This is a genomic window from Streptomyces sp. NPDC006687, from assembly GCF_040636215.1.
GTDB lineage: Bacteria > Actinomycetota > Actinomycetes > Streptomycetales > Streptomycetaceae > Streptomyces.
The window spans coordinates 1-25,195 of record NZ_JBEYJJ010000007.1 but is presented as its reverse complement, the minus strand read 5'-3'; the positions used below and the strand labels follow the sequence as shown (position 1 = coordinate 25,195).

Genomic DNA, 25,195 nt, shown 5'->3' with positions numbered 1-25,195 from the left:
GTGACGACCGTCCGTCGGGTGGTTTCCGTCGTGACGACCGTCCGTCGGGTGGCTTCAACCGTGACGACCGTCCCTCCGGTGGTGGCTTCCGCCGCGACGACCGCCCCTCCGGTGGTTTCCGTCGTGACGACCGTCCCTCCGGCGGTGGCTTCCGCCGCGACGACCGCCCGTCCGGCAACGGCGGCGGCTCCTTCGGCGGCCGTCGTGACGACAAGCCCCGCTGGAAGCGCAACGGCTGACGCCTGAGCACCCCCTGACGGAGGATCGGCCCCCACAGCACCCCGGTGCGGTGGGGGCCGATCCCCTTTCCGGCCCCTTTCACCCCACCCGCACCCCCTGGCGGGAAACCGCCGGGGCCATACCCGGCGATACCCGATCGGCCAGCAGCCGCTCTGCGGCTATGCTCTGGGGTGAGCACATGGAGGGCCATTAGCTCAATTGGCAGAGCAGCGGACTTTTAATCCGTTGGTTGTCGGTTCGAGTCCGACATGGCCTACCGCTCGCAGGCGGGGGACACCTCCTCCCACCTGCTCCCGAGCGCCCCTCCGGTTTCGACCGGAGGGGCGCTCGGTGCGTTCCGGGGTGTACCGGGCCTTACGTGCACCCTCCGTGGCCGGAATCTGAGGGGCCGCCCTGTGCGACATGCCGGGGGAGTACCCCCTTCGGGCCAGTTGCGCTGGGCCATCGCGCTGACGGGGCCGCGCGCCTGACGGGGAGTGGGTGCATATCGGTCAGATCATGTGAAAGGAGGCTCAATCTCGCGCTTCCGGGCCCATCTCTTCGGTTCCACAAGGAGCAACACGCATGAGTCCTGAGAAGAGGACCGCACTCCCCCTCGGTCCGCGCCCCCGGCGGGGCAGGTATCTCGCCGGCAGCGCGGTGGCATCGCTGGCCGTCGTGGTGCTGGGCCTGGCCACCCCGGCGCTGGCGTCCGGTGACGGCCCGGCGCCGGCCGCGGCCTCGGTGACCGCCCTCGACCACTGCAAGGAACACGGCCGCGGGCACGACGGCGACGACGACGGCGACGGCGACCGCGCCGGGGCCGCCCGCAAGGCCGGGAAGGCGGGCGGGCACGAGGACGACGACTGCAACCGCGGTCCGCGGGGGCCGAGAGGGCCCAGGGGGCCCAAGGGCGACCCGGGGCCGGCCGGCCCGCCCGGGCCGGGCGGGAGCAACGGGTGCGGCTACGCGGTCGACTCCATCCTCTCCAACAACACCGAGGAGTTCTCCGTCTTCCTCTACCGCGGGGTCGCGTACGGCGGCCACCGGGACGACCCGCAGACGGGGCCCTACAAGTTCCAGAACCTCACCAACCCGACGCAGAACCCGGGCTACCCCGACCCCGCCATCGTCTGCGACGCCACCGTCTCCTCGCTCGGCCAGGTGACGAACTTCAAGGTGCTGACCACCACCGGCGAGGTCTACGAGCTCCAGTGCGCCTCCAACGGGGTGACCCTGGACTGCGGACCCCGTCGGGTCAACGGAGTCCTGACGCCGAGGAGCTGGACCCCGCTCCAGCTCCAGAACGTGCCCAGCGGCCCGTTCCTGGCCCCTGACGGCGCGACGCCCGCCAGCCCGAGCCTCCCGCAGACGGCCCGGACCCTGCCGAAGAGCGGCAAGGGCGCCTGACCCCGCCCCCTGTCCGGTCCCGCCGTGCCGCGCCCCGAGGGTTTTCCGGGGCGCGGCACGGCCGGGTTTTACCCCATCTGACCTGCGGTGATGCGGTTCAGTGGGGGGCGCGGCGGGTTAATTGGCGAGAGCCGTCCCCCGGATGACGTAGAGTTGGGTTTACCGACGCGGGGTGGAGCAGCTCGGTAGCTCGCTGGGCTCATAACCCAGAGGTCGCAGGTTCAAATCCTGTCCCCGCTACTGAAACCGAAGGCCCGGATCCTCTGGATCCGGGCCTTCGGCGTGTCCGCCGTCACCCGGCCGGTCCGGCCCGGTCGCCGGTCGGTGTCCGGGGCGCCAGCCTTGAGGGGCGGGGCTACCGGGCGGGCAGGAGAGCGGCGTGGGGCTGGGCCGGCAGGGCAACGGCGGGAGCGCGGACGGCGCCGCCCGGCGGGTGGTGCGGATCCTGCCCTTCCTGCTGATCTTCCTCGGGCTGCTCTTCGACCTGCTGACCCCGCCCAGTTTCACCGGCTCCCCCTTCTTCTCCGCCGCCCCGTTGATCGCCGCCCCGCTGTTCAGCCTCGGGGTGACGGCGCTGACCGGGATCGCCTCGGCGGCGACGGTGACGGGCCTGCACGTCTACAACGGGATCACCTGGAAGGCGGAGGCGCTGACCGAGCTGGTGACCGTGCTGACGGTCTCCGGGCTGGCCCTGCTGATCAACCGGGTCGTCCGGCGCAGCGGTGAGCGGCTCGCCTCGGCGCGGGGCATCGCCGAAGCCGCCCAGCGGGCCGTGCTGCCGACCCCGGCCGAGCGGATCGGGGGGCTGTGCGTCGCCGCGCGGTACGAGGCCGCGCAGGCCGACGCCTTCATCGGCGGGGACCTCTACGCCGTCCAGGACACCGCGTACGGGGTACGGCTCGCGGTGGGCGACGTACGCGGCAAGGGGCTGGGGGCGGTGGAGGCCGTGGCGGTGGTGCTGGGGGCCTTCCGGGAGGCGGCGGAGACCGAGCCCACCCTGGAGGGGCTGGCGCAGCGGCTGGAGCGGGCGCTGACCCGGGAGGGCATGCGGCGTGACGGCCTGGACGCGGTGGAGGGGTTCACCACCTGTGTGCTCGGGGAGGTGCCGTCCGGCGGCGGACTGCTGCGGCTGGTCAACCGGGGTCACCCCGAGCCGCTGTTGCTGCACGCGGACGGGGGCGTGTCCGTCCTGGCCCCGGCCGAGCCGGCGCTGCCGCTGGGCCTGGGCGAGCTGGCGCGGGACGGTACCGGCGCGGCCCAGGAGTGGCCGTTCCCGCCGGGCAGCACCCTGCTGCTGTTCACGGACGGGGTGACCGAGGCGCGGGACCGGGCGGGGGCCTTCTACGATCCGGCGGCCCGGCTGCGGGGGCGGGTCTTCCCCGGCCCGGACGCGGTGCTGAGCGCGCTCAGCAGCGATGTGCACCGGCATACGGGCGGCGCGGCGACCGATGACATGGCCCTGCTGGCGGTGGGGCGCACCGGCGAACCCGGTGACGGTGCGTAGCGCATGGGCCGCTCAGCGCAAGGGGATTGACGGCCAGTCATGTGGCCGGTGTGGCTGAAGTAGTGGTGGAGGTGGGCCCGTTTCACCCTGGTTGGTGGTGAGTAGTGGTTTATGTCGTGGCCAAAGCTGTTCAGGGTGTGGCCGATTGGCGTCAACGATCATTCGCCTCAGCTTGGAATCACTCCCCTGCGTCTATTACCGTTTGATAACGCAGCGCGGTCGTCCAGCCGTCGTCTCGACGGCGCCCGTGTGCGTTCTCGTCCAGAGGAGTGTGCCCCCGTGGCCTCCAACTCGCCTGCCCCTGAAGGCATAGAACTCCAGGAGACGCCCGGAGCGGGCGCGTGGGGCGAGTGGAATCCCACGGAGGACTCCGCCCGACCGCTGCGCGGCAAGCACCGGGTCCTCAAGCCGCGCGGCGGACTGGCCCGCAGCTCGACCGTGCTCGGCGTCGGCGTGATCGCGGCGGTCGGCGCGGGCGGGATCGCCACCGCCCAGGACCGCCCGCAGGCCGCGATATCCCTGCCCTCGCTCCACGACCTCGTCGAGGGGGACCACACGGGCCCGGCAGGATCCGCCGCAATGCCCGGCCAGGCCGGCGGACAGCAGGAGCAGCAGGCAGCGCAGACCCACGGACACACCGACGCCGGCGAGGCGCTGCGCCACCGCATCCTCCAGCAGGCCGAGTCCCAGCAGGACGCCGCCGAGACCCAGGCCCGGGCGGACGCCGAGCAGGCCGCCCGCGAGAGCGCCGCGCAGGAGGCCCGTACCCGCAAGGACGCGGCCGAGCGGGAGGCCGAGGCGGTGCGCGCCGCCGCCGAGAAGGCCGCCGCCGAGAAGGCGGCCGCGGACCAGGCGGCCGTCGCGCAGGCCGAGACCAAGGCGGAGGCGGGCTCCGGCGGTGGCGGCCCGGCCGTGAAGTCCTCGGGCGGCTGGTCCCTGCCGACCTCCTCCTACACCCTCACCTCGCACTACGGCGACTCCGGCTCCATGTGGTCATCCGGCCACCACACCGGCCTCGACTTCGCCGCGCCCACCGGGACCCCGGTCAAGGCCGTCGGCGGCGGGACGGTCGTCTCGGCCGGCTGGTCGGGGGCGTACGGCTACCGGATCGTGCTCCGGCTCGGCGACGGCACCGAGGTCTGGTACTGCCACCTGTCCTCGATGGCGGTGACCTCCGGGTCGGTCGGCGCGGGCGAGACCATCGGCCGCGTCGGCGCGACCGGCAACGTCACCGGGGCCCACCTGCACCTCGAAGTCCGCCAGGGCGGCGCGACGGTCGACCCGCTGGCGTGGCTGACCGCCCGGGGCCTCGACGTCTGACCCCGCCCCCGCGGTTCACCCCCGGGCGGGGGTGAACTCCGTCCGCCTCGGGGCCGGTACGGCGACCGGCGCGGCCGCCCGCGCGTGGCACGCGTGCGTCCCGGCCGGCGGGCCGGACCACGGCGGCAGCAGCTCCTCCAGCACCGCCGCCCGAGCCAGCGCGGGCGCTGCCGTGGCCCGGCGCAGCCAGAGCCGGCGCAGCAACTCCGCCTCCCGCGCGGCGAATCCGCCATCCCCCTCCGGGCCCGCCTGCCGGGCGCAGCGGCGCAGCAGGGCCAGAGCGGCGGCGTCGGACGCGTACCGGGACACCGCCCGGGCGGCGGGACGGCCCCCGGTGCTCCGGGCCAGGGTCCGCGCCAGGGACCGGGCCGGCATCGAAGCGATCGCCGGGACCTCCGCCGGGCCGAGCCAGCCCGCGGCCGCGTACACCGACAGCTCGGCGGTGACCACCTGGAGGCGCCGGCGCCGCAACCGCACCGCGAGCCACAGCAGCAGCCCGAACACCGGGACCATCACGCAGCCGTAGACCCAGTAGAACCCGTACTCCCCGACGTGCGAGGAGCCGTTCCACAGCGCGTGCGCCGCCATGGCCAGGGCCAGGCCCAGCAGCGGGAGGCCGGCCCGGCGGACCCGGCGGGCGCTGAACGCGGCCAGCCCGAAGCCGAGGCCCGTCAGCACGGTGAACAGCGGGTGCGCGAACGGTGAGAGCACGACCCGGACGAAGAAGGTCGCCGCCGTCACCGAATCCAGGGCTCCCGTGCCCTTGGACAGGTCCTCCTCGAAGGCGTTGCCGAGGTAGAGCACGTTCTCCGTGAAGGCGAAGCCGGTCGCGGTGAACCCGGCGAACACGAAGCCGTCGGCGGGGCCGGCGGACGGCGGTCTTCGGAGGACGAACAGGGCCAGCAGCGCGGCCGCCTTGGCGCACTCCTCCACGACCGGGGCCACCGCCACCGAGCCGAGCAGATCGGCGGCGGAGGGGTCGGCGGCCCGCGCCATCCACTCCGTGGCGAAGCTGTTGGCCAGTATCGCGATCAGCGCCGCGGTGCAGGCCCCCCAGCCGAAGCAGAACAGCAGCTGGCGCCAGGGGCCGGGCGCGGCCCGTCCCAGCCACCGGAAGGCCGCCATCAGCGGCGGCACCGGCAGCAGGGCCAGGCCGAGACCTACGAAGAAGCCCGCCGTGCCGGTCTGTTCCCGTACGAGTTCGAGGATGGCGGCCCCGGTCGCGCCGAGCAGGCCGACGAGCACGCACGCACGGGCCCTGCCCGACGGGCGTGCGAGCACACGGACGAGCGCTCGGAGCACATGATGACCCTACCGAGCCGCTCGGACACTCGGAGTGACGTTTATCGGTTCTTGGCCTGCGCGTTGGGTTCTGTGCGAGTGAAGAGCAGGTCGTGTACGACGTGGCCCTTGTCGAGGCCCTGCCCTTCGAAGCGGGTCAGCGGACGGAACTCCGGGCGCGGGGCGTAGCCGCCGTCGGCCTGGGTGTTCTCGAACTCCGGGTGCGCGGTCAGCACGTCGAGCATCTGCTCGGCGTACGGCTCCCAGTCGGTGGCGCAGTGCAGCAGCGCGCCCGGTGCCAGCCGGGTGGCGGCCAGGTCGAGGAACTCCGGCTGGATCAGGCGGCGCTTGTGGTGGCGCGCCTTGGGCCAGGGGTCCGGGAAGTAGACGCGCATCCCGGCGAGGCTGGCGGGCGGCAGCATCTCGCGGAGCAGGATGATGGCGTCGCCGTTGGCCACGCGGACGTTGGTCATCCCGCCGCGCTCGGCGAGGGCGAGGAGGTTGCCCTGGCCGGGGGTGTGGACGTCGACGGCGAGGATGCCGGTGCCGGGGTCGGCGGCGGCCATCTGGGCGGTGGCCTCGCCCATTCCGAAGCCGATCTCCAGGACCACGGGCAGTCCGCCGAAGAGCTGGTCGAGGTCGATGACCTCGCGGCCGTCGATGTCCAGGCCCCAGGTGCCCCACAGCCGCTTGAGCGCCTCGCCCTGGCCGGTGGTGACCCGGCTGCGGCGCGGCTGGAAGCTGCGGATCCGGCGCTCGTGGTGCGAGCCGGCGGGGTCGGGCGCGGGGCCGTCGGGGAAGCGGGGTTCCGTCCGCCACTTGGGCGGCGTGTACGCGGCTGCCTGCGAAGGCGCGGCCGCCTCCGGCGCCGCGTCGGGGCTGGGGTGGGGGTTCAGGGACTCAGACACAATGCCGCCGATTCTACGCCGGGAGCCGTCTGCGAGCCGGGCGGCGGCCGGCGGGGCCGGACGGAGCGCAGGACGCGGGGCACGCGGCGGGGGTCGGGCGCGGGGCGGGGTGGAAACGCGGGGCACGCGGCGGGGGCTGGGCGGCATGGCCGGGCGCCGGCGCCGGCCGCGGGGTCAGGCGGCGGAGGGCGGCGGGGTCAGGCCGCGCGCAGGATGCGCAGGGCCCGGGCGGCGATCTCGCGGCCGATCGGCAGGGAGGCCGTCGCCGCGGGGGAGGGGGCGTTCAGGACGTGCACCGTCCGGGGGGCCTCGCGGATGAGGAAGTCGTCCACCAGGCTCCCGTCCCGCAGGACCGCCTGCGCCCTTACCCCCGCCGGAGCCGGGGTGAGGTCCGCCTCCGTGACCCCCGGCAGCAGGCGGCGTACGGCCTCGGTGAAGGCCGCCTTCGACAGCGAGCGGTGGATCTCGCCGGCCCCGTACCGCCAGTGCCGACCGGCCATCCGCCAGGATCCCGGCCACGCCACCGCGGTGGCGAGGTCGCGCGGCCGGACCGTGCCCCAGCCGTAGCCCTCGCGGGCCAGCGCCGGCACGGCGTTCGGCCCGACATGGACCCCGCCGCCGATGCCCCGCGTGAGGTGGACGCCGAGGAAGGGGAACGCCGGATCCGGGACGGGATAGACGAGCCCGCGCACCAGCGAGGGGCGGGCCAGGTCGTGGTACTCGCCCCGGAAGGGAATGATCCGCATGCCCGGGTCGTCCCCGGCCAGCCGGGCGATCCGGTCGCACTGCAGGCCCGCGCAGTTCACCAGCATCCGCGCCCGTACGACCTGCCCCGACCTGGTGCGCACCGCCACCGCGGACGGGCGGCGCGAGATCAGGTCCACCTCCGCCCCGTAGAGGATCTCCGCGCCCGAGCTCTCGGCGAGCTGCGCGGACACCTGTCCGTAGTCCACGATCCCGGTGGTGGCGACATGGATCGCGGCGAGTCCGCTGATCTCCGGCTCGTACTCCGCGATCTGCGCCGGGCCCAGCTCCCGCACCGGGATGCCGTTCTCCCGGCCGCGCTGGACCAGGGAGTGCAGCCGCGGCAGCTCGGAGCGGTCGGTGGCGACGATCAGCTTGCCGGTCACCTCGTGCGGGATGCCGTGTTCCGCGCAGAACTTCACCATCTCCGCGGCCCCGCGCACCGCGAACCGCGCCTTGAGGGAGCCGGGGCGGTAGTAGATGCCGCTGTGGATCACGCCGCTGTTGCGGCCCGTCTGGTGCCGGGCGGGCCCGGACTCCTTCTCCAGCACGGTGACGCGGGTCCCGGGGGACAGGCTGGACAGGGCGTGCGCCGTCGACAGGCCGACGATCCCGCCACCGATCACCAGCACATCGCAGTCCACACCGCCGCCCACGCTGACACCTCCCACCCCTGCATCTTGCACCCCGCCACCGACAATAGGGGCTACGCGGGAGTCACCAGCAGCGGCCGGGCCCGTTCGCGCAGCTCCGCCACGCGCGGCTCGTCCCCGTACGGCTCCAGGCGGTGCAGCAGGTCCCGTACGTACTCGGTGGTGCGCGCGGAGGAGATGCGGCCCGCGACCTCCACGGCCCGGGTCCCGGCGGCGCAGGCCGCGTCGAGGTTGCCCGACTCCAGCTCGGCGACGGCGCTCACCACCAGGCGCAGACCGTGCGAGCGGACGTACTCCTCCGTGGGGCGGGACAGGGCCTGCTCGGTGAAACGGCGGACCTGGCGGGGGAGTTTGAGGTCCCGGTAGCATTCCGCCGCATCCGCCGCGAAACGGTCGTACGAGTAGAAACCCAGCCAGGTCGGGTCGGGATCGCCCTCGCGGGAGCGTTCCAGCCAGCCCTCGGCGGCCCGCAGCGCCGACCCGGCCGCCGCCGAGTCGCCCGCCTTCGCGTGCGCCCGGGCCTCCACCAGGCGGAAGAAGCTCATCGTGCGCGCGGTGGCCAGGCCCCGGTTGCGTTCCACGGCCGCCTGGGCGAGGTCCACGCCCTCGTCGGGGAAGTCCCGGTAGGTCGCCTGGAGCGACATCGAGGCCAGGACGTAGCCGCCGAGCGGGACGTCGGCCGCGGCGCGGGCCAGCCGCAGCGCCTGGATGTAGTAGCGCTGGGCCGCCTCCTGCTGACCGGTGTCGAAGGCCATCCACCCGGCCAGCCGGGTCAGCTCCGCCGTCGCGCCGAACAGCGCCCGGCCCACCTCGTCCGAGTAGGAGCCCAGCAGCAGCGGCGCCGCGTCCACCCGCAGGCACTCGGGGACCATCGAGGACCGCCAGTCCCCGCCGCCGTACTTGGAGTCCCAGCGGCGCGCGTCCTCGGCCGCCTCCCGCAGCTTGGTGACGTCGCTGTGGCCGACGCGCTGCGGGGAGAGGCCGGGGAGCACCACGACGGGGGCCTGGGCTGTCGCCGCGGCTGCCGGGGCGGCCGGTGCGGCGGTTTCGGTTTCCGGGCGGGCGGGCACAACGCCCTGCGCGGGGGTTCCGGGGGTGCGCCGGGTCGCGGGGGCCGCGGTGGGCGCCGTGGCCGTCGTACGCGCACCACCGCTCGCGGGGCCGGTGGCGCCGGGGTCGCGGGCGGGAGACGGCTCGCGGGCCACCGAGCTGTCCGCGGGCGATATCAGCCACCGCGAGGCCGGCGTCGCGTACGCCGACACCGAGAAGGAACCGGCGAGCGACTGCCAGATCCCGCCACCGCCCCGCCGCCCCGCCAGATCCAGCCGGTACAGATCGGTCGCCGACCGCACGGCCGCCCCGACGTCACGCGGGAAGGCCAGCCCGACCTCGGGCGCCGGGTCGGCGTCGGCCAGCCCGATCTCGTGCAGCGGCACCGGCCGGCCCAGTTTCGCGCCGATCGCGGCGGCGATCAGATGCGGGGCCGCGCCCTGCGGCACCATCCCCTTCGACACCCACCGCGCGACCGAGGTCTTGTCGTACCGGAGCGTCAGACCGCGCTGCGCCCCCAGGTCGTTGACCCGACGGGCCAGCCCCGCGTTGCTGATGCCCGCCAGGGCGAGGACGGCGCCGAGTTTCTCGTTGGGTTCGCGGAACTCCCTGGACATGCGCCACCCCTCGTCACACGCGGAACGCAGACGCCACCGGGGCATAGGCGCCCGGCATTTCGTAAACCCAGCGTAGTTCCCCGCCTCCCAAGCGTTAAGGCCCCGCGTTCCGTATGGCGGGATTGTTGTGCGTACGTACCGTCCGCCGGGGCCCGCTCCCCGGGGCGCACGCCCGGGATCGTGCTCCGGGCGTGTGGCCGTGCGCCCGGCCGTGCGCTCTGGCCGCGCCCGGGGCCCGGCGATTCGATGTGCCGTGCGTGGGTCGGCCCGCCGGGTGGATCCGGCAGGCCGGGGGATGCCGCTGCCTCAATCCCCGCGGGTGGCGGAACGGTCCGGGGGGCGCGATCTGGCCTCCCGGACCGCGCCCCGCGGCCGCCCGCCGCCGCCCGCGCGAAGACCCGTACGGGCGCTCAGTACGGCCGGAGAATGGCCGAAACCGACCTATGGGGCGGTGGGAACGGAACGCCAAATACCGTGTGACGGTGGCGTGTTCGTTTACATGTGCGCCCCCCGAAGACGCTCCCGCACGTCCGCTTCGTGGCAGCATGGATCCCGAGCCACCGGGGTCCCGCCGGCCGCGCCCTTCGGCGCCGACCACGTCGTCCGTGCCGCCCGTTGCCCCGGTCATGTGCCCACGGGCTGGGGGAGGCGGCGGTGCGCTGGTTGGTCGGGTGGAGCAGTATCGCCGCGCGCTTCGGTACGGCCGGACGCGTACCCGGCAGCGGCCCGGCGGCGGGCGGGACGGGCTACGGCTCCCCCTACGGCTCCCCGTACGCGGAACCCCTGCGCGGAGGCATCGCCGACACCGACGACCCCGCGGGCCCCGACGCCGAACGCACCCTGCACCCCGTCGGCGCCCAGCTCCTGTGGGGCGACCCCGACCCCCTGTGGGCCGTCGGCGACTGGCGCCCGGACGAGATCCGCACCCTCACCGCCGACCCGGCCGACCCCTTCACCCGCCTCGCCGTCCTCGGCTGCTGCGGCGCCACCGACGAGGAACTGCGCCGCGCCCTCTACGCCGCCCGCGGCGGCGCCCTGCGCCACCTCACCGAATGGCCCGGCAGCTACACCGCCGTCGTCCAGGCCGGCCGCCGCATCACCGTCCTCGGCGACCTCGCCGGGGCCCGGCCCGTCTTCTACACGCCCTGGGCCGGCGGCACCGCCTACGCCACCGCCGCCCTCCCCCTCGCCGACCTCATCGAGGCCCAGCTCGACGTCGGCCACCTCGCCGCCCTGCTGGCCTGCCCCGACAGCCCCGAGGCCCTGGGCGACGGCACGCCGTACGCCGGTGTGCGGCGGATCCCGCCCGGCCACACCCTCATCCTGCGCGAGGGCTCCCGGGAGATCACCGGCTACGAACCCGTGGCCTCCCTCGCCGTGGCCGCCCCCGAGTCCGACGCGGCGGGGGCGGTCGAGGGAGTGCGGGAAGCGTTGACGGCGGCGGTGCGCGCCCGGCTCACGGCACCCCGCCATGCCCCCGACGCCCTCCTGCCCGACCCCGGGCCCGTGCCCGGAATGGGCCCCGCCGACCGGCGGGCGGCCCGCGGCGCCCCCGCCCCCGGCGTCGGCGCCGACCTCTCCGGCGGCACCGCCTCCGCCACCCTCGCCCTCCTCGCCGCCGGACTCCCCGGCGCCCCCGGCACCCTCCCCGGCTCCGGCTCCCGCCTCCTCGCCGTCACCTTCAACGACCTCGCCACCCCGAGCGGCCGCGAAGGCGAACTCGCACGCGCCCACGCCCTGGCCGCCGACCCCCGCCTCCACCACGTCGTCGTGGCCGCCGCCGAGGAAGCCCTCCCGTACGCCGAACTCGACGGCCCCCTCACCGACGAACCCGGCCCCTGCCTGGTCACCGCCGCCCGCGACCGGCGCCGCCTCGCCGCCGGCTCCGCCGACCACTTCACCGGACACGGCGCCCGCCAGGTCCTCGACGCCCACCCGGCCCGCATGGCAGACCTCCTCCTCGACCGCCGGCGCCGCCACCTGCTGCGCCCCGTCGCCGCCCTCGCCCGCTCCGCCCCCGAAGGGCCCCTGTTCGTCCCCTTCTCCGTCTACTCCGCCGCCCGCCGCCTGGCCCGTACGCCCTACCGCGCGGGCATCGAGGCCGCGGCCGCCCGGCTGCGCGAGGGCGGCGTCGCCACCGCCGTCTCCGGACCGGTCGACGCCTCCCTGGCCGCCCTGACCTGGTCCCGCCCGGGCCCGGCCGCCGGCTGGCTGACCGGGGAGGCGCTGGCGGAAGTATCGATCCGTCTGCGCGCCGCCGCCGGCCGCCCCCCGCTCTCCCTGCGGCCCGGCGAGGCCCGCGCCCGCGCCCTGCTGGCCCGCCACGCCGCCGACCACCGGGTCTTCGAACAGGCCGTCGAGGTCCGCAGCCAGCGCCTGCACGCGCCGTTCCTCGACAATCAGGTCGTACGGGCCGCACGCGCCCTGCCGGAATCCCTGCGGGTCCAGCCCGGGGCCCGCGCCGAGATCCTGCGCAGCGTGCTGGCCGCCGCCGGGGTGCGCGAACTCCCGCCCGGCTGGGGGGTCACCGCGCCGGGGCCGAACGAGGCCGCCGTCCGGCTCGGGCTGCGCGCCGCCCTCGCCTCGCTGCTGGCCCTCTTCCGCGCACCGCTGCTGGCCGACGCCGGGCTGGTCGACGCCGGCGTGGTGCGCCAGGCCCTGACCGACGCCGCCGACGGGCGGCCGGTGCCGCTGGACGGGCTGGCGGAACTCGTCTCGATGGAACTGTGGCTCCGCCGCCTGATGACCCGCCGCGGCACCTGCTGGACGGGCCCCACCCCCCGCCGCCGCCCCGCCCCGCCCCTGCCCACCCCCCTGCCCCGCCTCCCCGCCGGGCGCGAACCCGCCGGCACCTGAGACGCCGGAGGCCCGAGGAGGGCGGAAAGGCGGGGCGGGGAGAAAACCGGCCGCGGCGCGGAGCGGCGGCACGGCAGAATGATCCGGTGCGGTACCTCATCCTCGGCACCACCGAGGCACGTGACGAGCAGACCGGCGCCCCCCTCACCCCCGGCGGCGCCCGCCTGCGCGCGCTCCTGGCCGCCCTCGCCCTCCGCGCGGGCGCCCCCGCCGCGGCCCCGGTGGCCGACCTCGTCGACGAGGTCTGGGGCGACGACCCGCCCCAGGACGCCCCGGCCGCCCTCCAGGCCCTCGTCGCCCGCCTGCGCCGCGCCCTCGGCTCCCGCGACAGCGTCCGCACCGACCCCACCGGCGGCTACCGCCTCGCCGCCGCCCGCGAGGACGTCGACCTCCACCGCTTCACCCGCCTCGCGGCCCTCGGCGCCGAACAGCTGGCCACCGACCCCGCCACCGCCGCCACCACCCTCCGCGAGGCCCTCTCCCTCTGGCGCGGCCCCGCCCTCGCCGACCTCCCCGAGCCCGCCCGCACCGCCCACGCCGCCGCCCCCGAAGCCCGCCGCACCGCGGCCCTGCGCGACCGCGTCGAGGCCGACCTGCGCAGCGGCGCCACCGCCCCGGCCGCACTCCTGCCGGAGATCGAGGCGCTGATCCGCGAGCACCCGTACGACGAACCCCTGCGCGCCCTCCACCTGCGCGCCCTGCGCTCCGCCGGCCGCCCCGCCGACGCCCTCGCCGCGTACGAGGACATCCGCCGCGACCTCGCCGACGGCCTCGGCACCGACCCCGGCCCCCAGCTGCGCGCCCTGCACGCCGAACTCCTCCAGCCCCCGCCCCCGCCGCCCGCCCGGCCCCAGGGCAACCTCCGCCCCCGCCTGACCTCCTTCGTCGGCCGCGAGCCCGAACTCGCCGCCCTCGCCGACGACCTGGCCCGCGTACGCCTCGTCACCCTCACCGGCCCCGGCGGCGCCGGCAAGACCCGCCTCGCCGAGCACGCGGCCGCCGCCCATCCGGAATCCGGCTGGCTCGTCGAACTCGCCCGCCTCGACCACGCCGCGGCCGTCCCCGACGCCGTCCTCAGCGCCCTCGGCCTGCGCGAGAACAGCCTCGTCGCCCGCGAGAAGACCCCCGCCGACGACGACCCGACCACCCTCCTCGTGGAGCACTGCGCGCACCGCAGCCTGCTCCTCGTCCTGGACAACTGCGAGCACGTCATCGGCGGCGCCGCCGCCCTCGCCGAGAAGCTCCTGACCCACTGCCCCGGCGTCCGGATCCTGGCCACCAGCCGCGAACCCCTCGGCGTGCCCGGTGAGTTCCTGCGCCCCCTCGGCCCGCTCCCGCCCGGCCCCGCGCACCGGCTCTTCACCGACCGCGCCACCGCCGCCCGCCCCGGCTTCCGCCCCGACGAGGACCCGTCCGCCGTCGCCGAGATCTGCGACCGGCTCGACGGACTGCCGCTCGCCATCGAACTGGCCGCCGCCCGGCTGCGGCTGCTCACCCCGCGCCAGATCGCCGACCGCCTCGACGACCGCTTCCGGCTCCTGACCGGCGGCGCCCGCACCCTGCTGCCGCGCCAGCAGACCCTACGGGCCGTCGTGGACTGGTCCTGGGACCTCCTCGACACCGCCGAACGCACCGTCCTCGCCCGGATGTCCGTCTTCGCCGGAGGCTGCGACCTGGACGCCGTCGAGGCCGTCTGCGCGGGCCCCGGCACCGATGTCGCCGACACCCTCGGCTCCCTCGTCGACAAGTCCCTCGTCACCGCCGTCCCCGACGCCGACGGCATGCGCTACCGCCTCCTGGAGACCATCCGCGAGTACGCCACCGAACGCCTCGCCGCCTCCCCCGACGACGCCCGCGCCACCGCCCGCCGCCACGCCGCCCACTACCTGGCCCTGGCCGAACGCGCCGAACCCCTGCTGCGCTCCGCGCAACAGCTCCCCTGGATCCGGCGCGTCGAGACCGAACTCGACAACCTGCGCTCCGCCCTCCACACCGCCACCGCCAAGGAGCCGGACGTGGAGACCGCCCAGCGCCTCCTGACCGCCCTCGCCTGGTTCCTGTGGCTGCGCAACTACCGGGCCGAGGGCGCCGAGTGGGCCGAGCGGGTGCTCGCCGTCACCCCCGACGACCCGCCCGCGGGCTCGGCCTCGTACTGGCGCGCCATGCGGCTGCGGATCCTCCAGATGTTCCTGCTCACCGAGAGCAAGGGCGCCTCCGGCTTCCGCACGCCCGAGTACGCCACCCTCGCCGCCCACCTCAGGGAGGTCTTCCGCGAGGGCTCCCCGCAGGCCACCCTCTTCCCCGGCATGCTCTGGCCCGCGACGAGCTTCCTCACCGGCGACGCGCCCAGTTTCCACCCCGACCTCGACCGCTCCGTGGAGAACTGCCGCCGCCACGGCGGGGACTGGGAACTGGGCGTGACCCTGCTGATGCGCGCCCACTCCGCCATCGACACGACCGGCGGCCTGCACACCGTCGACGCCGACCTCGCCGAACTCCACGAGATAGCCCGCCGCTGCGGCGACCGCTGGATGCGCGCCCAGGCCGCCAGCGCCGCCGGCGAGGCCGCCCTCTCCCGTGGCCAGTACGACACCGCCCGCGCCGAGTACGAGGAGTGCCTGCGCCTCGCCCGGGAGGTCGGAGCCCAGACCGAGGCGCCCTTCGCCCTGGCCCGCATCGCGGAGGCCGCCTACTGCGCGGGGGACTACGACACCGCCGAGCGGCTCCTCGCCGAATCCGACCGCGAGGTCGACCGGCAGGGCGGGGTCTACGACGTGAACTCCTTCTCCCGGCTCCTGTCGGCGATGCTCGCCCTCCGGCGGGGGGACACCGAACGGGCCCGCGCCGAGTGCGACCGCTCCCGCGCCGAGGCGTCCCAGATGAACCCGCCCCCGCAGTTCACCGCCGGACTCGACCTCATCGAAGCCGCCCTCGCCGCCCGGGAGCACGGACCGCAGGCCGGGCTGGACAGGGTCGGGCCCGCCCTCGCAGAGGCGGTGGCCGCGCAGTGCGCCGAGCGCGTCCTGGCCTGCCTCGCCGAATCGGCGGCGCTGTACCTGGAGGGCACCGGCCGTGCGGCCGCGAGCGTACGGGTCCTCGCGGCGGCCGGCCGCTGGCGCGCGGGCGGCCATCCCCGCTCGGTGCCGGAGGAGGCCGTCCTGGAGGGGCTCCCGGCCCGCACCCTCGCCGCCCTCGGGGCGGACGCCCACGCCGAGGCGGAAGCCGCGGGCCGCGCCCTGACCCCCGCCGAGGTCGTCACCGAGATCACCCGCCACGCCCCGCTGAGCCGCGGCTGAGCCCGGCGCGCCCCGCTAAGTGAGCCGCGGTTGAGCCCGCCATGCCGCGTTGGGCCGCGGCTGAGCGCGCCACGCCCCCGTTGAGCCGTGGCTGAGCGCGCCACGCCCCCGTTGAGCCGTGGCTGAGCCCGGCGCGCCCCCGTTGGGCGGCGGCTGAGCGCGCCACGCCCCCGTTGGGCCGCGGCTGAGCCGCACGCCCCGCTAAGTGAGCCGCGGCTGAGCTCGCCACGCCCCGCTCAGCCGCAGCTGATCACCGCGTCGGCCCAGCTCGCCAGCGTCGGCAGGTGTCCCTGCCCGGCCTGTTCCACCACCAGCCGCAGCGTCGAACGACCGGCCAGCGGCACCTCGACGGCCACCGGGGCGTCCCCGTACCCGAGCGCGCCCGAACGCCACAGCCGCTGCCCGTCGCCGTAGACGGAGAACCGCACCGTCCCGTCGGTCAACAGCGACAGCCCGTCCACCCCGGCCCGCGCCGAGAAGGACGTGCACCGCCGGTTGAGGGTGATCTCCACGGAGGAGCGGGAGTTGACGGTGATCCCCTGCCCGAACCGCTGCCCGCCCACCACCAGCCCCCACCGCTGCCACACCCAGCTGCTGCGCCAGGTCTCCAGCTCGGGACCGGTGTGCCGGCCCAGCCCCGCGTGGCCGAGCCGGGCCAGCGGGAAGCCCTGGGCGGGCTGCGGCCGGGACGGCGAGGGCGAGGGCGACGGCGTCTGCTTCGGCCGCCGGGACGCCGAGGCCGACGGAGTCACCGGCGCGGCGGCGGACACCGACGGCGCGGCGGTGCGCGGCGCCCGGGACGGCGCCACGGCGCGCGGTACGGGATCACCCGCCGCCGGCGCCGGATCCGCGGGCGGGCTCGACCGCGGCGGGGCCGGCGCGGGCGCCCTGGGCACCACCGGGGCGGCCGCGCTGGGCGCGGGCTTCGCCTCCGGCTCGGGTTCGTCCCCGGTCAGGGCGAACACCACCCCGGCGGCCGCCGCGACGGCGATACCGGCGGCGATGGCGGCCTTCGCCGGCAGCCCCAGCCCCTCCGAGACCACCGCCCCGCCGGCCCCTCCGGCGGCACCGGCCCCTCCGGCGGCACCGGCCCCACCCCCGGCCGCACCGGCACTCGCAGCCCCAGCTGCACCCGCAGCCCCAGCGGCACCGGCCCCGGCCGCCGACGACCCGCCGGCCGCGGCGGCCGCGGCCCCCGCACCTCCCGCCGCGACGACCCCGCCGGCCACCACTCCGGCCGCCTTCGCCGCGTACCCGGCGGCGAACCACCCGATGACCGCGACCGGCAGCAGCGCGGGGATCCCCGCGTTGACTTCCTTGAGCTCCCCGGCGGCCAGCCGGCACTGGGCGCACTCCTCCAGGTGCCCCCGCAGCCCCCGCTCGGCCCGCATCCGCAGCCCGCCCCGGGCATAGGCGCCCAGCCGGTCCGCGTACCGGGCGCAGTCCCCGCCCGCGCTGAGCGCGGAACTCACGTGCGCCTGGAGGTACGCCTGCTTGAGGCCCTCCCGGGCCCGGCTGGCCAGGACGGCCGTCGCGTTGGCGCTCAGCCCGAACAGCGGGGCGATCGCACTCGGCGAGGCTTCCTCGACGGTGGTGTGCCACAGCACGGCCTGCCACCGCTCCGGCAGGCTCCGGAACGCCTGCATCGCCAGCGACCGCTCGGCCTCGTGCATCGCCCGGACGTCCGCGCCCAGTTCCAGGGTGTCGTCCCCGGACAGTCCGCCCAGCGTCCCGCCGCTGTCCGCCCCCGAAGCCGCCTGCTCCGCGAACACCGCGAAGTCCTCGACGAGATGCTCCCGCCGGGCCGTCTTCGCCCAGGCCGCCGCGACCCGCCGCACGGTGGTCAGCAGATAGGCCCGCACCGACTGGTCCGGCCCGGCCCCGCCCCGCACCGCCTGGAGGGTCCGCGCGAACACCTCGGCGGTCAGGTCGTCGGCGGTGTGCGCGTCCCGGCAGCAGGTGCGCGCGTAGCGCCGTACGGCCTCGGCGTGCCGGCGGAACAGCTCCTCGTACGCCGCGTCGTCACCGCCGCGCATCCGCGCGATGAGGTCCCCGTCGGACGGGGGCAGCTCGCCGCCGCCCGGCCCGGCAGCGGCATGGCGCCCGCGCCCGGGCTCGCGCTGCGCCGGGACCTGCCGGGCGGACAGGCTGCCCGCCGAGGTCTCGCCCCTCGCGCCACCGACGCCACCGGGCGACTCGTCCCGTCCGTCAACGCTCACCGCGGAAGCCCCCGCACGACGACACACTCAGACCGGTCCACCGATCCAGCGTGGCACACGGCGGGGGCGCCCCGTCCCGCCTTCGGCAGCGTCCACCCGTCCGGGGAGGATCCGGGGAAGATCCGTCTGATCCCCGGCCCCTTCCTCACCCTTTCGAGCGACCACCGCTTGCCGGCGCCCGGTTGACGCCCGGCCCCCACCCCTGCGGGGGCCCGACGCACCGTCAGCACCGCCGGACGCGCGGTCCGCTCCGGCTCACGCCGTACGGGAACGCAGACCCTCCAGCAGGATCTCCAGCAGCCGCGCCGAAGCGGCGGCCTGCTGCGCCGGGTCCGGCAGAGCCGGAGCGGCGGTCGCGATCACCAGCAGCACATCGGCCACCGTGACATCGGCCCGCAGCTCCCCGGCCTCCCGTGCCCGGTCCACGAGCTGGCCGACCACCTCCAGCAGCGCCCCGGCGCCCGCGTCCTCGGAGGGCTCGTCCTCGACGGCCGTCCGCGAGCCCACGACCCGCAGGTCCGGAGCCCCGCTGCCGACGGCCGCCACGACCTGCCGCTGCTGCGGAACGCGCGCCGCGCCCTCCTCCTCGGCGTCCTCCTCGGCCGAGCCGACCCGCAGCACCTGCGGCGGCAGCAGCCGGCCCGCACCCGAGGCCACGGAGGTGCGCAGGAAGCGCGACAGCGCCTGCCAGGGCTCCTCCTCCTGGCCCAGGGCGGACTTGGCCTGCTCCGTCAGCCGGGCGGTCTCCTCCTCGGCTATCCGCCGGACCAGCACGTCCTTGCTGGGGAACCGCCGGTAGACGGTGCCGACACCGACCCGCGCGCGCCGCGCCACGTCCTCCATGGGAGCCCCGTAGCCCAGCTCGCCGAAGACCTCGCGCGCGGCGCGCAGGACGTGTTCGAGGTTGCGCTGCGCGTCGACGCGCAGCGGCGTCGAGCGGCCCGTGCCGTGGGTGGTCGTGCCCGTGATCACGCGGCCGCCGCTCTCTGCGGACAGAGCGGTGGCAGAACCATGGAAATCGGAAATATGCATATGTATCCCCCGGTAATCATATGTCTCCCCCCGGAGACACTCCCCGCCTTCGTGCCGAGGGGGGCCACGGTCATGTGGGCCCTGGTCCTACGCCTCGACGAGATACGAACATAGTTGAGCCAGAGTCAATTCAGAAGAGGCAGCCCCCCACCGAGCACCGCCCGATCGGAGCATTCACCCCCACTTTTCCGCCACAAGCCTCCGGAATCACCCCCTCCGCACAGCCTGACCTGCGGACTTCCCATCCGATCCGGCCGCCTCCACCACCCCACGCCACCCTCCCCGCCGGTCACACAATCCGCCGGGCCTGTGGACAAACTCCCGGCCACGTTGCGTCATGGGATGGTGAAGGCTGCTAACTCGCGGGGCGACGCCCCCGGTACCCCGCCCCGCACGCGCATCCTCGTCATCGGCGGCGGATACGTCGGCATGTACACCGCCCTGGGCCTCCAGCGGAAACTCAGACCCGGTGAAGCCGAGGTCACCGTGGTGACCCCCGAGCCCTACATGACGTACCAGCCCTTCCTCCCTGAAGCCGCCGCCGGCGCGATCTCCCCACGCCACGTCGTCATCCCCCTGCGCCGCGTCCTCGACCGCTGCCGCATCGTCATCGGCCAGGCCCAGCGCATCGACCACGCCAAACGGACCGCGACCGTCACCACCCTCGCCACCCCCGACGAGGGCACCGGCGACATGGAGATCGAGTACGACGAACTCGTCCTCGCCCCCGGCTCCGTCTCCCGCACCCTCCCCGTCCCCGGCCTCGCCGACTACGGCATCGGGTTCAAGACCGTCGAAGAGGCCATCGGCCTGCGCAACCACGTCATCGAACAGATGGACATCGCCTCCTCCACCCGCGACCCCGCCGTCCGCGACGCCGCCCTCACCTTCGTCTTCGTCGGCGGCGGATTCGCCGGCGTCGAAGCCCTCGGCGAACTGGAGGACATGGCCCGTTACGCGGCCCGGTACTACCACAACATCAAGGCCGAGGACATGAAATGGGTGCTGGTCGAGGCCAGCGACCGGATCCTCCCCGAAGTGGGCCCCGAAATGGGCACCTACACCGTGCGCGAACTACGCCGCCGCAACATCGACGTACGCCTGGAGACCCGCCTCGAATCCTGCGAGAACCGCGTCGCCGTCCTCAGCGACGGCTCCCGCTTCCCCACCCGCACCGTCGTCTGGACCGCCGGCGTCAAACCCCACCCCGTCCTCGCCGCCACCGACCTCCCCAGGAACGAACGCGGCCGCCTGCGCTGCACCTCCTTCCTCACCGTCGAAGGCGTCGAACACGCCTGGGCCGCCGGCGATGCCGCAGCCGTCCCCGACATCACCGCCGAAACCCCCGGCAGCACCTGCGCCCCCAACGCCCAGCACGCCGTCCGCCAGGCCGGACAGCTGACCGACAACCTCCTCGCCGCCCTCCGCGGCGAAGCCCTCACCGAATACGCCCACAAGTACGCCGGCTCGGTCGCCTCCCTCGGCCTCCACAAAGGCGTCGCCCACGTCTACGGACGCAAGATCAAGGGCTACCCGGCCTGGTTCATGCACCGCACCTACCACCTCAGCCGCGTCCCCACCTTCAACCGCAAGATGCGCGTACTCGCGGAATGGACCCTCGCCGGCCTTTTCCACCGCGAGATCGTCTCCCTCGGATCCCTCGAACACCCCAGGGCAGAATTCGAACTCGCCGCGGGCGGAGGCCCCCGCCACCACCTCCAGCAGCCCGCCCCCAAGCCCCCGGCCGACAACGAGGGCTGACGTTGTCAGTGCCGTCCGCCACACTGGACGTGTGACCATAGGTGGGCTCACACCTGCACAGAGTGACGCCCCAGGCAGTGACCAGCAGCAAGCGACCGACCACACGGGGCACCTCCCGCCACCACCGGGAGGACACCGCGACCACTTGCGACACGCGACACCACGAGGCTTGAACGCAGTGAACTTCACGCGCTGGAGCGCCCGGTTTCCCGGAACGCAGCGCCGCGCCGCCGCCCGGAACGAGCACGCCGCCGCCCACGCCAAGCGGGGCGAAGGCTCCGTCCCGGCGGCCCGCGGCGCCGCGAGCCACCCCGTCACGCCCGCCGACGGCACCCCCGCCGACCCCACCGTCTCCGGCACCGGCACCGCCCCGCTCCCCGCCGTACCCACCCTCGACGAGCTGTCCGTCCAAGAGGTCCTCGGACTCCTGCCCGCCCTCGTCGCCCTCGTCCACGGCCCCGAACACCGCGTCGCCTACGTCAACGACGCCTACACCGCCGGCTTCGGCGCCCGCACCACCGGCGCCCCCGCCCGCCTCGCCCTCCCCGAACTCGGCGACCTCGGCCTGCTCCCCCTCCTCGACCAGGTCCAGCGCAGCGGCAGGCCCCGCACCGCCAAGAACCGCCAGGCCCCCGGCGGCGGCAACTCCTACACCGTCACCTGCACCCCCGTACGGTTCCCCAAGGCAGACGCCGACGGCCGCCCCGACCCCCACCACACCGGGATCCTCGTCCACCTCGCCGACGTCACCGACCACGCCGAAGCCGTCGACCGCCTCCGCGCCAGCGAACGCCGCCAGCGCGAAGCCGCCGTCACCCTCCAGCGCTCCCTGCTCCCGCAGGAACTGGAACAGCCCGACGACCTCCGCATCGCCGCCACCTACCAGCCCGGCGGCACCGAAGCCGCCGTCGGCGGCGACTGGTACGACGTCATCACCCTCGGAGCCGGCCGCACCGCCCTCGTCATCGGCGACGTCATGGGCCGCGGCGTCCGCGCCGCCGCCGTCATGGGCCAGCTGCGCACCGCCGTCCGCGCCTACGCCCGCCTCGACCTGCCGCCGCACGAGGTGCTCCAGCTCCTCGACGGCCTCGCCGCCGAGATCGACGCCAGCCAGATCGCCACCTGCGTCTACGCCGTCCACGACCCGAACGAGGGCCTCCTCGCCTACGCCTCCGCGGGCCACCTGCCCATCCTGGTCCGCGACGAGGACGGCACCGTACGCCGCGCGGCCGACCCCACCGGCCCGCCGCTCGGCACCGGCGGCTGGCTCCACACCTCCGGCACCATCGCCCTCGGCCCCGGCTCCACCGCCGTCCTCTACACCGACGGCCTCGTCGAACGCCGGGGCGAGGACATCGACGAAGGCGTCGCCGCCCTGGAACGGGCCCTCTCCGGAGCCCAGGGCACCCCCGCGATCATCTGCGACCGCCTCATGCGCGCCCTCGGCGTCGACGCCGACCACGACGACGACGTCGCCGTCATGGTCCTCCAGCAGCCCGCCCGCACCGGAGCCGACGCCGAGCTCTTCCACAACGCCGCCCTCGAACTCCTCGGCGGCGTCGAGGCCGCCCCCCGCGCCCGCGCCTTCGCCCAGGGCGTCCTCAGCTCCTGGCGCTTCCCCATGGAGCTCTGCGACCTCGGCGTCCTCGCCGCCAGCGAACTCGTCGCCAACTCCCTCCAGCACGGCACCCCGCCCATGCGGCTGCGCCTGCGCCGCACCGACCGCCGCCTGATCGTCGAGGTCACCGACGGGGACGACCACCTCCCGCGCCGCCGCCGCGCCGAACCGGCCGACGAAACGGGCCGCGGCATCTCGATCGTCGCCACCATCGCCTCGGCCTGGGGCTCCCGCCGCACCCCCGGCGGCGGCAAGGCCGTCTGGTGCGAGTTCGCCCTGCCCGACAAATAGCCCCGGAAAAGAGCCCCGGACGCGCGAAGGCCCCGGTCCACCGGACCGGGGCCTGACCACACACCCACCTCTTACGCGGCCACCCGCTGCTCCGCCTGCTCCGCACCCTTCGCGGCCCCCAACGGACCCTGCGCCACGACCCGGCCGCCCAGCAGCGACGGGTTGTCCTGCACCGGAGTCAGCTGCCGGCCCAGCCGCAGCGCCAGCCCCGCGATCCCCAGCGACACCAGCACGAAGGTCCCCACGTACAGCATCGGCACCCCCGCACCCAGCGGCACGCCCAGCGGCCCCAGCGCCAGCGCCATCTGCTTGACCAGCGCGAACGCCGAGTTGTACTGCCCGACCGAACCCTCCGGAGCCAGATCGGCCACCAGCGGCGCCAGCGTCGGCGACAGCATCGCCTCACCGATCCCGAACAGCGCGTACGTGCTCACGAACGCCGCCGCGGCCATCGTCGCGCTGCCGTGCCCCAGCCCGGAGAACCCGGCGATCAGCCACGCGACGGTCCAGATCAGCCCGACCAGCGCGATCACCCGCGACCGGCGGCGCTTCTCGACCAGCTTCAGCACCACGAACTGCGCCACGACGATGGCACCCGTGTTGGCGGCCAGCGCGAACCCCAGGGTGGACGGCGAGATCCCCGCGGCCTCCGTACCGAAGGCGGCCAGGCCCGACTCGAACTGTCCGTAACAGGCGAAGAAGAGCACGAACCCCAGCAGGCACAGCTGCACCATGGCCTTGTGCCGCAGCAACCGCTTCCAGCCGCCGCCGGCCGCCTGGGCCGGGTCCTTGGGCATCGCGTCCTTGATGCTGGGCGCCTGCGGCATCCGCACGGTGGCGATGACCGCGGCCAGCACCAGGAACATCACGGCCTCGATGCCGAACAGCAGGGTGAAGCTGCCGGGCCGGGTCACGTCGACGATCTGACCGCCGGCGAGTCCGCCGATGCCCAGACCCAGGTTCTGCATGAAGAACTGCAGCGCGAAGGCCCGCGTCCGGGTGGACGGCGTCGAGCACCACACGATCATCGTCGCCAGCGCCGGCTGCATCACGGCCTGCCCGGCACCGAGCGCCAGGGCGGACAGCAGGATCGGCACCACACCGGTGGACAGCCCGAGCGAGAGCGCGCCCACGGACGCGGCCACGGCCGCACCCATGACGACGGGCACGGGACCGCGCCGGTCGATGACCCGGCCGGTGAAGGGCAGCGCGACCAGGGCACCCAGCGCGAAGGCCACGAACGCACTCGTGGCCGCCATGGAGCCCAGACCCCGCACCTGCGCCACATAGATGTAGAGGAACGGAACCGTGAAGCCGATGCCGAACGCGGTCAACGCGTTCCCGGCCTGGATCCGCCGCATCGCAGCGCCCATCACCTTGGTCACTTCTCACCTGTCCTGATAGCTAAAGCCTGAAGACTTCATACCTAAAGTTCGATGCTTAACTCTACACATCGAAGGAGTTAGACGCCAACGGGTTCATGCGATACTTCGGACCATGGGTGACACCCCCGACGGCGCCACGCCCGTCCACGAGCCGAGCCTCGACGAGCAGATCGCCGTCTACCAGCGCGAATTCCAGGACCTGGACCCCCAGGTGGAGAAGGTCGTCTCGGCCCTCAGCCGCCTGAACCGCCGCATGAACGTCGCGTACGGCCGCCAGACGGCCGCCCTCGGCATCAGCAACGCGGAGTGGGAGGTCCTCAAGGCCCTCGTCCTCTCGGGCGCCCCGTACCGGATGGGCCCGAGCGAGCTCGCGAAGCAGCTCGGCCTGACGCCGGCGGCGATGACCCACCGCATCGACCGCATGACGGCCGAGGGTCTGGTGACGAGGGAGCGCGACGAGGCCAACCGCGTCCGCGTGATCGTCGGTCTGACGGACGAGGGCCGCAGCAAGTGGCTGGACGCGATGCGCGCGGCCACGGTGTTCGAGGAGGACCTCCTCCAGGACCTCTCCACCGCGGAACGCGGGCTCCTGGGCGACATGCTCACGCGGGTCCTGGCCCGCGTAGAGCAGGGTTGACACGACCCTTCCCGATCCGTAAGGTTCTTCGAGTTGCCCCAGAGCCGAAAGGTTCCGAGGCCAACGAATCCGCCGCCTCGTCGCGGCAACCTACTCAGCACGATCTCCCACCGGGAACTAATTCGGCGTGCCCGAATTCATTTCCGAAGGCCCGATTATCGGTTGCCGGGAAAATCCGCTAGAGTTCGGGAGTCGGAAGGGCCCAACAGCCCGGAAGACAAACCCCGCTGACTGGGGGTCAGGCCCGAAAGGATCTGATAGAGTCGGAACAGAACGAAAGCCCGGAGGAAAGCCCGAGAGGGTGAGTACGAAGGAAGCGTCCGTTCCTTGAGAACTCAACAGCGTGCCAAAAATCAACGCCAGAAGTTGATACCCCGTCCACTCCGGTGGATGA

General features: G+C 74.8%; 15 protein-coding genes, 2 tRNA genes and 1 pseudogene. 11 read left to right on the top strand and 7 right to left on the bottom strand.

The annotated features are described in order from the left end of the window. From ABZ716_RS10885 to ABZ716_RS10860, 6 genes and pseudogenes are all read left to right on the top strand, one after another. Positions 1–239, top strand: a pseudogene (locus tag ABZ716_RS10885) (RNA helicase); the annotation flags it as partial. A 184-nt stretch (positions 240–423) separates the two neighbouring features. Then, positions 424–496, top strand: a tRNA-Lys gene (locus ABZ716_RS10880). Positions 497–804: 308 nt separating this feature from the next. Then, the gene (locus ABZ716_RS10875; RefSeq protein WP_358958158.1) at positions 805–1,629 is read left to right on the top strand and encodes a hypothetical protein; all 825 of its coding nucleotides are present in this window, start codon (positions 805–807) and stop codon (positions 1,627–1,629) included. 166 nt (positions 1,630–1,795) lie between these two features. After that, positions 1,796–1,869: transfer RNA gene (locus ABZ716_RS10870), tRNA-Met, on the top strand. 139 nt (positions 1,870–2,008) lie between these two features. Beyond that, positions 2,009–3,133, top strand: a complete 1,125-nt coding sequence (locus ABZ716_RS10865) for a PP2C family protein-serine/threonine phosphatase (RefSeq protein WP_358958155.1) — start codon at positions 2,009–2,011, stop codon at positions 3,131–3,133. 309 nt (positions 3,134–3,442) lie between these two features. Then, entirely contained in the window at positions 3,443–4,453 is a 1,011-nt protein-coding gene (locus tag ABZ716_RS10860) for a M23 family metallopeptidase (protein ID WP_358958427.1), read from the top strand. 15 nt (positions 4,454–4,468) lie between these two features. Here ABZ716_RS10860 and ABZ716_RS10855 read toward each other — a convergent pair whose 3' ends face one another. From ABZ716_RS10855 to ABZ716_RS10840, 4 genes are all read right to left on the bottom strand, one after another. Next, positions 4,469–5,755 (bottom strand): PrsW family intramembrane metalloprotease, encoded by a 1,287-nt coding sequence (locus tag ABZ716_RS10855; RefSeq protein WP_358958152.1) that lies wholly within the window; start codon positions 5,753–5,755, stop codon positions 4,469–4,471. A 41-nt stretch (positions 5,756–5,796) separates the two neighbouring features. After that, complete coding sequence (trmB, locus tag ABZ716_RS10850; protein ID WP_358958424.1) at positions 5,797–6,654, bottom strand: tRNA (guanosine(46)-N7)-methyltransferase TrmB; 858 nt, start codon at positions 6,652–6,654, stop codon at positions 5,797–5,799. Positions 6,655–6,839: 185 nt separating this feature from the next. Beyond that, complete coding sequence (gene lhgO / locus ABZ716_RS10845; RefSeq protein ID WP_358958149.1) at positions 6,840–8,072, bottom strand: L-2-hydroxyglutarate oxidase; 1,233 nt, start codon at positions 8,070–8,072, stop codon at positions 6,840–6,842. 20 nt (positions 8,073–8,092) lie between these two features. Next, complete coding sequence (locus tag ABZ716_RS10840) at positions 8,093–9,706, bottom strand: sporulation protein (protein ID WP_358809842.1); 1,614 nt, start codon at positions 9,704–9,706, stop codon at positions 8,093–8,095. 654 nt (positions 9,707–10,360) lie between these two features. Between ABZ716_RS10840 and ABZ716_RS10835 the strand changes: the two genes are divergently transcribed. Next, positions 10,361–12,562: an asparagine synthase-related protein gene (locus ABZ716_RS10835; RefSeq protein ID WP_358958147.1), complete on the top strand. Its 2,202-nt coding sequence runs from the start codon at positions 10,361–10,363 to the stop codon at positions 12,560–12,562. 86 nt (positions 12,563–12,648) lie between these two features. Beyond that, the gene (locus ABZ716_RS10830) at positions 12,649–15,858 is read left to right on the top strand and encodes a BTAD domain-containing putative transcriptional regulator (RefSeq protein ID WP_358958145.1); all 3,210 of its coding nucleotides are present in this window, start codon (positions 12,649–12,651) and stop codon (positions 15,856–15,858) included. Between the two features lie 236 nt (positions 15,859–16,094). Here the strand turns inward: ABZ716_RS10830 and ABZ716_RS10825 are convergent, their stop codons facing one another. Both ABZ716_RS10825 and ABZ716_RS10820 read right to left on the bottom strand, forming a co-directional pair. Beyond that, positions 16,095–18,077, bottom strand: coding sequence for a sigma-70 family RNA polymerase sigma factor (locus ABZ716_RS10825; protein ID WP_358958142.1), 1,983 nt, complete (start codon positions 18,075–18,077; stop codon positions 16,095–16,097). 255 nt (positions 18,078–18,332) lie between these two features. After that, positions 18,333–19,109, bottom strand: a complete 777-nt coding sequence (locus ABZ716_RS10820; RefSeq protein ID WP_358809846.1) for a helix-turn-helix domain-containing protein — start codon at positions 19,107–19,109, stop codon at positions 18,333–18,335. A 342-nt stretch (positions 19,110–19,451) separates the two neighbouring features. On the opposite strand from ABZ716_RS10820, the gene ABZ716_RS10815 reads away from it, so the two are divergent. Together ABZ716_RS10815 and ABZ716_RS10810 are read left to right on the top strand one after the other, a co-directional pair. Further along, positions 19,452–20,870 carry an NAD(P)/FAD-dependent oxidoreductase gene (locus ABZ716_RS10815; RefSeq protein ID WP_351877337.1) on the top strand — a complete coding sequence of 473 codons (1,419 nt, stop codon included), beginning with the start codon at positions 19,452–19,454 and terminating at the stop codon, positions 20,868–20,870. A 178-nt stretch (positions 20,871–21,048) separates the two neighbouring features. After that, a complete protein-coding gene (locus ABZ716_RS10810) occupies positions 21,049–22,779 on the top strand; it encodes an ATP-binding SpoIIE family protein phosphatase (protein WP_358958422.1) in 1,731 nt (576 codons plus the stop codon). A 71-nt stretch (positions 22,780–22,850) separates the two neighbouring features. Here the strand turns inward: ABZ716_RS10810 and ABZ716_RS10805 are convergent, their stop codons facing one another. Then, positions 22,851–24,152, bottom strand: coding sequence for an MFS transporter (locus ABZ716_RS10805; protein ID WP_358809871.1), 1,302 nt, complete (start codon positions 24,150–24,152; stop codon positions 22,851–22,853). Positions 24,153–24,276: 124 nt separating this feature from the next. On the opposite strand from ABZ716_RS10805, the gene ABZ716_RS10800 reads away from it, so the two are divergent. Beyond that, positions 24,277–24,801, top strand: coding sequence for a MarR family transcriptional regulator (locus tag ABZ716_RS10800; RefSeq protein WP_358958140.1), 525 nt, complete (start codon positions 24,277–24,279; stop codon positions 24,799–24,801). The last annotated feature ends 394 nt before the right edge of the window (positions 24,802–25,195 follow it).